The following is a 7,769-nucleotide window of genomic DNA, read 5'->3' as shown; positions in this document are numbered from 1 at the left end:
TAACAATTTTTTGAATGGTGTTACTCCGTATAATGCACAATGGCAAATCACAAAAATTGGAATTTCAGAGTATATTCAGAGACCAAAATATGCGCTTTAATTTTTTTTGGAGGTTAACCTGCGTAACTCCTATCAGTTTAAAAACCATACTTACCAGAAAGCACTCCCCGGTTTATCCCATATCCTGATTATCAGAGAGACCGTACCTCTATCTATGAGTCAGTCAAACCCATCTTGGAGGGCTATCAAAACAAATTTAGCCGGAATGGATGCAAATTCCCTCATATCTCTCATTCATGATCTCTATGCTCTGAATAAGGAGAACAAAGAGTATTTGCAGGGAAGAGTCGGGGGAGAAGCAGCATATGCCAGTCTTCGTGAGAATGCGGCCAAAAAGATCAGACATGAGTTCTTTCCAGAACGGGGATTTGGAAAAGCCAGAATTGCCCCGGTTAAAAAGGCTATTCAGGGTTATAAGAAAGCGACCGGAGACCCCATAGGAACTGCTGAACTGACACTCCAGTTTATCGAACAGTTTGTGAAATTATGTGCCGAATATGGGGGCCATGAAGAATCAAAATTAGATTCACTCAGTGTTGCGATGAGTGAATTGTTGAAAATTCTTGAGACCTGCCCTGCAATAATTGAGGATTTGAATATTGAAGAGCGGCTTGCAGCTGCAAAGAAAGATGCCTCCTATTTTGGATATGGTATCGAAGATGAAATCTCATATCTTATCGATGATATCAAAGCTCTTGAATAGAGAATAGCCAGGGATCGGACATTCCTGAACGGATAGAATATACATCGTTTTGATCCATAAGGGAAATAAATAGGTTTGGAGCAGTTACATCTTCTAATTAAGAGATAACGAAATGGCGGATATAATTTCTTCAATCATAATAATCTCCCGATTATATCAATATTTCAATTCCTTCTGGTAGATAAGTTTTTATTGTGCCTTAAATAACGTCTTAGAATATCGAAATGGAAAAAAGATTGTTCCAGGTGCACACTTAATGCACTTCATTGTAATAAGCAAACTTTTTGATTTATATCAGAATGATTCGCATTATTCTACAATTTAAAAAAAATTATTCAGATTCAAATTTGGCACTCATATCAAAAGGATTCAAAAGAAATAATCCTTCAATTCCATCAAAATCCTTAATATTTCGAGTTACAAGAGTAGCATTAAGAAAAATTGCTGATGCCGCAATTACTGCATCAGGTAGTTTTATTGCTTTTTTTTGACGGATGTTTATTGCAATATCGGAAATGGGATCCGACAATGAAATAATATCTGCTTCCAAAAGCAGATTTCGGGCCATTGCCAATCCATCGGGAGTACCATTTCTCCATCCAAGTAATTCAATCTTCGAGATTATTGATACCAAAAAAGATTGATTGCAGATTTCTCAAACAATTGAATATGTCCGTTCAGGTAAATCTCCCGCAAGAATATGAATAAGAATATTAGAATCTATCAGATATTGAGTCATTCCTGTCCCATTCATCACGGAGAGATGCTGCCAGTTTATCTGGATCTGGGATGAACTCACGATAAACCCCATAATACTGTGAGATATCACATCTTGATTGCTTATTATAGGGCGTCAGAACCTTTTCCCTTATATCTATCGGGACAATAACGGCTGTTTTATGCCCTGTAAAATCATATACAAATTGGATATTTTCAATCATGCGATCTAACTGCCCATAATATATTCACCTAGTTCCCCATATTTCCATCAGTCGTTTTAGAATTTTTACCTGTAATTATATACCACCTCATTGACTTAAAATGAAACAATTCCTCCCAAATTTTAATGCCCGCATGTTTTCTTACTGGATATTACCATTTCATATTCTTCATGGGCTCCTGACAAACCATGATCTAATTCAAACAACCCCTCACTTATTTTATCTTATCACAAATAACGCAGCCTTCTTCTTTGGCCAGTCCCGGATCATCCCTCTCACCTGGCTCGTCAGGACCACATACTCTTCACCCGATGCCCCGGTCAGAATAACCCGGTTTCCTGACTCTGACATTACAAGACCCTCCGGAGCAATCCCACCAAACAGGAGAAGAATATCGGTAACCGGTATCACTCGTATCTCTCCGGTCCCGTCCAGCATCATCCGGATCGTATCATTATCTCCGGGGATGAGCCGTCCGACCTTCTCGTACCTGACCAGGGGCGTCTCTTTGACGGAAGTGACGGTAAACCCCATTATACCGTCCCTCCTGCATTATTCCGGTTACTGAACCGTTCACGATGATAACACCGCTCACACAGGCCGATCTTTGTCTCCTCATCAAACCAGGTAACCGGGTGCAGATGACAGAGATGACATCGGCCCAGGGATCGGTCGGTCTGTTTCATCGATTGGAGAGGCAGAACTCCAGGAAGTGCCCGGTATGTCATAACCTCCCGTGATACTGCTGCACTGTAGCACCGCTCACAGATCATCCGTCTCTTCTGCCCGGGTGGATTCTTTCCTCCTCCCTTCTCCCGGTATGTCACCCCTTTCCTGCCACAACAGTCACAGATCTGATCTGGTATTCTCTCAGCCAGGAAGAACACATCCGGATGAATATCCGTAAGATCAAATTTCTTTCCCTGCTTTCCTTCATCACTGAGAACGGGATCTGATCTGTGCATACGGTACATGCCTGTGCATGTGGTGTGCAGACGATCATGCACAGATGAATCGGGAGGTATATCCTCTATTTCCTGTACATCCTGAGAAATAATAGACTTAGGAGGAGTGTGTGCAGATTTTTCTGGTATGTATAAGACATTATTCTCTTGGTTCGTTACGGTACTTGCACGTTCAGAAGTCTGCACACCAGAAGACGAATTAGCATTTTCACCCGTTAATTCTGAAATAAACTCCCCATTATCTTCTGAATTGGTGCAGTCAGTTCTGCACAGTGCCTGCACAGGTCTGCACACATGCACAGAACCATCAGGATCATCACCCGGACCAGTATCAGAATTATTCTCATCTGATTCATCCAGCCAGCATGAAACACCGGCAGACCAGAACTCATCCATCTCATAATCCCAGGTATAGATTCGTCCCCGCTGATATCCGCCGTCTTCCATCTTTTCTGACCGTTCATAATAGGAAAGCGGGGGACATTTTTCTAGCAGCCCGATATGATCATCCAGTTGCGGGTTTCCGGCAACCAGTCGTGAAATCGTTGACCGGGATCGACGGATGAGCTTTTGTAGTTCTTTCACGGTGAACTCTGTTTTTCCGGAGGCACGGATGGCATCAACCAGCATCTGTTCGGTGCTGGTCAATTTTGTCATCTGAGCACCACGTACTCCATTCAGCTGAAGATAGATCTCCCGTGCCATTTCAAAATCCTGTTTCTCTGCCAGGATCTCTATCATACCACCGATATCGACCCGCTCCCGCTGGTATTGGTGCAGGAGGGCTATGGATCTGACGAGATCGAGGAGCATGGTAGAGTTCCGCCGGTTTTGCGAGTTCGTGAACCGGATACTTCTGGCAAAAGGGATTCTGACCGATACCGATGCAAGGTGATGCCAGAGAGCCCGGCAGATTCTCAATACCCGGTGTCGCGTCAAGGATTGCAGCATCCCTGGCCAGTTTGTCATGATCGGTGTAGTATCCATAGTGGGTTCTCTCTCCTAGGGCACGGAGCTCGACAACCGATCCTTTTTGGAAGAGGAGGGTGAGGGCCTCTCGGATCTGGTCTTCCGGACTCATTGCTCCTCCTCCGACTCTGTTTTTGGTTGTTCCTGCTCAGGTTTGACTTTCCAGACAAAGGAGGAAGGGTGTACTCCCTCGGTTGTACTCCAGCAGGAGAACATCTCATTCATGGCAAGGGTGATGATCCGTCGCCGTCCGATTCTGCTCCGGCCTGATAGTCCGGGGTACTGGTCAGGATGGTCTTCTATCTCGTCTTCTATCCGCTGCCGTGAGATGAGGGTGTCTCCTGACCGGAGAGCGGAAAGGGCAGCTCTTCTGATTTCGGGCTGATGCCTGGCTTTCATACCTGAGCCTCCCTGATGGCTATTGCTCCGCCGGGGAGGATGGAATACCTGGACTTCCCAGCTGGATGATAGAGCCAGAGTTCAGGTATTCCTGGGACCATCCGGTCAAGGACAAGGCTGGAGGTCTTTGTTACCTCGGTATGGCAGGTCCTGATATCCGGAGTCCTGGCTGTTCGAATGATGAGTGAAAGGACATGTTCCCGGTTCCAGGCAATGAGATCAAAGGTTCGATCTCTGCCACAACACCGGTCAATCAGGTATCCCTGTGATCTGAGTTCGCTGATGGCAAACCATATGGCGCAGCGTCGTGCTTTTGTTTCAGACGACATGGCAGCCACCGGTTTTTCCTGGGGGAAATGATAATAATCGTACAAATCTATAGCTTAGAACTGCCCCTGCCCGTATCGTCGTGCCTGCAAGCTGGATGATTGAGCGGGGGTATTCTTTTTTGAATCGTTTTCGTAGTCGCATGGTTTGCTCCGTAATCGTATTCTTGTTTTTATGTGGCTTTCCGGATGGAATACATGGGTACAGTTCTGCCCGGTTATCAGGGTTTTTTGACGAGAGATAGAATTGGCTGTTTGTGTTGTCATTTGTGAATCCCTGAATTATTCCGGGTTCTCTGAGAGGGTTTGCACGTACTGATACATCCTGTTTTGCATCACGGCCTTACGATACCGGGTGCAGCAGGAGAGGTATCCAGAAGAATACCCGGAGGAGGAGGATGCTCCCCTGGGTTGGCAACAGTGGAGCATTATTTATCGAGGATAATCAATCCTCCCATCATGGTTACATGAGGGGGTATTTGAACTTCAGGTAAACAGGGTGAAAGTGAAAACGGGGGGTTGAACGGAGTGAGGTGTGCGGGGGATCCAGGTGATTGGGGAGTGAATTGAGGGGGATTTCACTTTCGCGAAATGGGTTTTGATATGTATGTATTGTGGACATGGGTTTGGGAATCATGAGGATGTACGTGTAATACCGGGTGACAGGGTGCGGGCACGAGTATACCCTGAATATATGTCGCATCAGGGGAAATATCCAGTCATTTTCATTAGTTTAAAGGATCTGAAACGGGATTCGTATGATCACTTTATCAAGGCAGTAAAAGCGGAGATCGGGAGACTATACAGAGAATATTTGCCGATTAGCAAATCCTTACCTGAAGCAAGCAGAGACCGGTACCTTCGTATATGCCGGGAGGAGTCACCAGAACATGAACTCTATAACAGCCTCAAAGAACTCATCTCCCATTGTTACTCTTTTTTTTAAAAAGCCGGTCATCGTCCTCATAGATGAGTATGACTCCCCCATGATAGAAGCCTTTTCCAAGGGATACTATAATGAAATGGCGGATTTCATGCGATCATGGCTTGGAGCATGATGAAAACCGGAGCAGGGTCAGGTACTCTACCATGCGGTCATCACCGGGATTCTCCGGATAGCCAAAGAGTCCATCTTTTCTGATCTCAACAATCTGGATGTCGCAAGCCCGCTTATGATCGGCCCCTATGCAGATACATTCGGGTTTACCGAGCAGGAAGTTTCCAGCATCCTGACCGCATTTCAGGTGGAGGATCATGCCGATATCATCAGGGACTGGTATAACGGGTATTCATTCGGTGGTCACACCATATACAACCCCTGGTCTCTCATCAGTTATATTCAGGCAATTCCAAACCCACCATCTCCGAAATGGCTGAATACTTCTTCGAACGCTCTCGTATATGAGGAACTCGGTTCAGGCGGGCTGGAAATAAAACGTGATCTTGAGGTGTTGCTTTCCGGGGAAGAACTCAGATATCCTCTCAGTGAAAATATCACCTTTGGAGATATCGGGAAAAATCCGGTGAATATCTGGAGTTTACTCTATTATTCCGGATATCTGAAGGCAGATGACCCGAAATTTGCAGAATATGATCCAAATCTTTTAACGTATTCTCTTTCTATTCCAAACCAGGAGAATTTTGTCGCAAAGTCAACCATAAAATCAGCCGAACGGATTCTCGCAACTCCGTTCGCAAGCAAAGCAGCACTAAACACCATCATCGGGAGCATCCTTGCCGATAACCCCTGGGGATGTACGCCGTACCTCTCCGGAGGAGAAAACCTCCCGGCAGTCCAGAAGAGTGCAGAAAACTACACCGGGACCGTCATATACGAAAACAACGACGGGAAACGGGTGGGCCGCATCAGTATCCGGGCACCGTCATCCGGAGCATTTGACACAACCATTGCAAATATCCTTGCAAATGAGGCTCTTGAAACAGCCTTCGGAGGTGTTGCTTCCCATGACCGTTCAGAGGATGGATTTAGTGTCACTCTCAAGTGCCATGCAGCATCCGGAGAACTCTATAATATCGCCTTTAAGCGGGAGAAGGTAACAGTCTCGAGTTTTGAGGCGGACAGCATCCTTACCCACCATTGAGACATGGGCAGATACGGTGCCGGCACTGGCATAATCCCCCCATTATTGTGTGGTGATGACATGAACCGGGGATGTGCGATTGGATGTATTCTGCTGCTCATAGTCGGGTCCGTGGGTGCAGACTCGATACCTATTCCACCTATACGTTATGGGAACACGGAATAGATCTCTTCTCTGCTCTTCACTCTGGCAAAAATAATTGTTTCATTTTCAATCACAAACCCTACCCGGTACTTTCCGACCCTCATTCGGTAATGATCCGGGTTTCCTTTGATAGGATAGATGTCTAGCCGACAATCACTCAATCTATCGGCATGAGGAATATCCTCAAACAATATTTTTATTATACGGTTTTTATAGTCATTCGGAAGTTGTGAAATATCTTTCAGACACTGTTATCGGTATTTGCATGGGATCATTATCAGGAACTTCCTTCAAGAGACTGAAGATATTGTAAGGCTTCATTCCGTTCCAAAACTTCTGATGATTCCGCTTCCTGCATGAAATGAAGTAAACCATAATCTTCAATAATGGCCTCAATTTTTTTGAAGGTGTCAATATCAATAATTACTGCGGTAACTTCCCCGGACTCTGACATGACAGATTGGTGTTTAATTTCAAGCATTCTTCTCACAGATATATTGATTTGAATTCTCAAAAAGATAATGACAAAGTATCTCTTAAGGTTTCGATGGAATGAAACACGAGGGGAAATAATATATCGCCAGGAATGTCCTGCCTCATCGAAAGGCCGGTACCGAATGAGAATGGGATTACCGACTTATCGACATTCTTGTCATGAATACACGACAGAGTTCCGAACTCATTATATTCCATGGATATTTTCATCCCAGCGTTCAACAAACCCGCCCATACCTGATTCAGACCATCCTATTCCCAATTCCCCCCTCCTTTTTTTAACCACCTCTATCCTGACATCGACCTTGTATGGTCACACCCGTGACAGGAGAAAAAAATGGCAGATTTTGTCGCAAAGTCAACCATAAAATCAGCCGAACGGATTCTCGCAACTCCGTTCGCAAGCAAAGCAGCACTAAACACCATCATCGGGAGCATCCTTGCCGATAACCCCTGGGGATGTACGCCGTACCTCTCCGGAGGAGAAAACCTCCCGGCAGTCCAGAAGAGTGCAGAAAACTACACCGGGACCGTCATATACGAAAACAACGACGGGAAACGGGTGGGCCGCATCAGTATCCGGGCACCGTCATCCGGAGCATTTGACACAACCATTGCAAATATCCTTGCAAATGAGGCTCTTGAAACAGCCTTCGGAGGTGTTG

13 protein-coding genes and 1 pseudogene are annotated in these 7,769 nt (G+C 45.4%); 5 read left to right on the top strand and 9 right to left on the bottom strand.

Annotation, left to right across the window (positions count from 1 at the left end; all coding sequences use genetic code 11):
• The first annotated feature begins 265 nt into the window (after positions 1 to 265).
• Positions 266 to 763: a hypothetical protein gene (locus PLA23_RS08025; protein WP_324474808.1), complete on the top strand. Its 498-nt coding sequence runs from the start codon at positions 266 to 268 to the stop codon at positions 761 to 763.
• 331 nt (positions 764 to 1,094) lie between these two features.
• On the opposite strand, the gene PLA23_RS08020 is transcribed toward PLA23_RS08025, so the two are convergent.
• From PLA23_RS08020 to PLA23_RS07990, 7 genes are all read right to left on the bottom strand, one after another.
• Positions 1,095 to 1,397, bottom strand: coding sequence for a type II toxin-antitoxin system VapC family toxin (locus PLA23_RS08020; RefSeq protein ID WP_324331803.1), 303 nt, complete (start codon positions 1,395 to 1,397; stop codon positions 1,095 to 1,097).
• Positions 1,398 to 1,476: 79 nt separating this feature from the next.
• Positions 1,477 to 1,704 (bottom strand): hypothetical protein, encoded by a 228-nt coding sequence (locus PLA23_RS08015; RefSeq protein ID WP_324474807.1) that lies wholly within the window; start codon positions 1,702 to 1,704, stop codon positions 1,477 to 1,479.
• A 219-nt stretch (positions 1,705 to 1,923) separates the two neighbouring features.
• Positions 1,924 to 2,238, bottom strand: a complete 315-nt coding sequence (locus PLA23_RS08010; protein ID WP_324331805.1) for a hypothetical protein — start codon at positions 2,236 to 2,238, stop codon at positions 1,924 to 1,926.
• Complete coding sequence (locus tag PLA23_RS08005) at positions 2,238 to 3,656, bottom strand: hypothetical protein (protein WP_324474806.1); 1,419 nt, start codon at positions 3,654 to 3,656, stop codon at positions 2,238 to 2,240. The genes PLA23_RS08010 and PLA23_RS08005 overlap by 1 nt, the downstream gene beginning before the upstream one ends.
• A gap of 90 nt (positions 3,657 to 3,746) precedes the next feature.
• The gene (locus tag PLA23_RS08000) at positions 3,747 to 4,037 is read right to left on the bottom strand and encodes a hypothetical protein (protein WP_324332026.1); all 291 of its coding nucleotides are present in this window, start codon (positions 4,035 to 4,037) and stop codon (positions 3,747 to 3,749) included.
• Complete coding sequence (locus PLA23_RS07995) at positions 4,034 to 4,366, bottom strand: hypothetical protein (RefSeq protein ID WP_324332027.1); 333 nt, start codon at positions 4,364 to 4,366, stop codon at positions 4,034 to 4,036. Before PLA23_RS07995 ends, PLA23_RS08000 begins: the two co-directional genes overlap by 4 nt.
• Positions 4,356 to 4,508 carry a hypothetical protein gene (locus tag PLA23_RS07990; RefSeq protein WP_324332028.1) on the bottom strand — a complete coding sequence of 51 codons (153 nt, stop codon included), beginning with the start codon at positions 4,506 to 4,508 and terminating at the stop codon, positions 4,356 to 4,358. The genes PLA23_RS07995 and PLA23_RS07990 overlap by 11 nt, the downstream gene beginning before the upstream one ends.
• A 462-nt stretch (positions 4,509 to 4,970) precedes the next feature.
• Here PLA23_RS07990 and PLA23_RS13795 point away from each other — a divergent pair, with 462 nt between their 5' ends.
• From PLA23_RS13795 to PLA23_RS07985, 3 genes are all read left to right on the top strand, one after another.
• Positions 4,971 to 5,309 (top strand): AAA family ATPase, encoded by a 339-nt coding sequence (locus PLA23_RS13795; protein WP_502883610.1) that lies wholly within the window; start codon positions 4,971 to 4,973, stop codon positions 5,307 to 5,309.
• A complete protein-coding gene (locus tag PLA23_RS13790; protein WP_502883609.1) occupies positions 5,254 to 5,421 on the top strand; it encodes an AAA family ATPase in 168 nt (55 codons plus the stop codon). The genes PLA23_RS13795 and PLA23_RS13790 overlap by 56 nt, the downstream gene beginning before the upstream one ends.
• A 114-nt stretch (positions 5,422 to 5,535) precedes the next feature.
• Positions 5,536 to 6,465, top strand: a complete 930-nt coding sequence (locus PLA23_RS07985) for a hypothetical protein (protein ID WP_502883608.1) — start codon at positions 5,536 to 5,538, stop codon at positions 6,463 to 6,465.
• 146 nt (positions 6,466 to 6,611) lie between these two features.
• Here PLA23_RS07985 and PLA23_RS13785 read toward each other — a convergent pair whose 3' ends face one another.
• Both PLA23_RS13785 and PLA23_RS07980 read right to left on the bottom strand, forming a co-directional pair.
• Positions 6,612 to 6,770 (bottom strand): type II toxin-antitoxin system RelE family toxin, encoded by a 159-nt coding sequence (locus tag PLA23_RS13785; protein WP_502883607.1) that lies wholly within the window; start codon positions 6,768 to 6,770, stop codon positions 6,612 to 6,614.
• 116 nt (positions 6,771 to 6,886) lie between these two features.
• Positions 6,887 to 7,090, bottom strand: coding sequence for a RelB antitoxin-like protein (locus tag PLA23_RS07980; protein ID WP_324474805.1), 204 nt, complete (start codon positions 7,088 to 7,090; stop codon positions 6,887 to 6,889).
• A 351-nt stretch (positions 7,091 to 7,441) separates the two neighbouring features.
• On the opposite strand from PLA23_RS07980, the pseudogene PLA23_RS07975 reads away from it, so the two are divergent.
• Positions 7,442 to 7,769 (top strand): annotated as a pseudogene (locus PLA23_RS07975) (hypothetical protein); the annotation flags it as partial.

It is taken from the genome of Methanospirillum sp., from assembly GCF_035406105.1.
Lineage (GTDB): Archaea > Halobacteriota > Methanomicrobia > Methanomicrobiales > Methanospirillaceae > Methanospirillum.
Note: the sequence above shows the minus strand (reverse complement) of the source record. Positions and strands in the feature narration are given on the sequence as shown.

Excerpts from the sequence above, each read along its gene's own strand:
- PLA23_RS13795 (WP_502883610.1), top strand. The coding sequence starts at position 4,971 with ATGTATTGTGGACATGGGTTTGGGAATCATGAGGATGTACGTGTAATA.
- PLA23_RS13790 (WP_502883609.1), top strand. The coding sequence starts at position 5,254 with ATGAACTCTATAACAGCCTCAAAGAACTCATCTCCCATTGTTACTCTT.
- PLA23_RS08000 (WP_324332026.1), bottom strand. The coding sequence starts at position 4,037 with ATGAAAGCCAGGCATCAGCCCGAAATCAGAAGAGCTGCCCTTTCCGCT.
- PLA23_RS07990 (WP_324332028.1), bottom strand. The coding sequence starts at position 4,508 with ATGCGACTACGAAAACGATTCAAAAAAGAATACCCCCGCTCAATCATC.
- PLA23_RS08015 (WP_324474807.1), bottom strand. The coding sequence starts at position 1,704 with ATGATTGAAAATATCCAATTTGTATATGATTTTACAGGGCATAAAACA.
- PLA23_RS08010 (WP_324331805.1), bottom strand. The coding sequence starts at position 2,238 with ATGGGGTTTACCGTCACTTCCGTCAAAGAGACGCCCCTGGTCAGGTAC.
- PLA23_RS08025 (WP_324474808.1), top strand. The coding sequence starts at position 266 with ATGGATGCAAATTCCCTCATATCTCTCATTCATGATCTCTATGCTCTG.
- PLA23_RS07985 (WP_502883608.1), top strand. The coding sequence starts at position 5,536 with ATGATCGGCCCCTATGCAGATACATTCGGGTTTACCGAGCAGGAAGTT.
- PLA23_RS07995 (WP_324332027.1), bottom strand. The coding sequence starts at position 4,366 with ATGTCGTCTGAAACAAAAGCACGACGCTGCGCCATATGGTTTGCCATC.
- PLA23_RS08005 (WP_324474806.1), bottom strand. The coding sequence starts at position 3,656 with ATGGATACTACACCGATCATGACAAACTGGCCAGGGATGCTGCAATCC.
- PLA23_RS07980 (WP_324474805.1), bottom strand. The coding sequence starts at position 7,090 with ATGCTTGAAATTAAACACCAATCTGTCATGTCAGAGTCCGGGGAAGTT.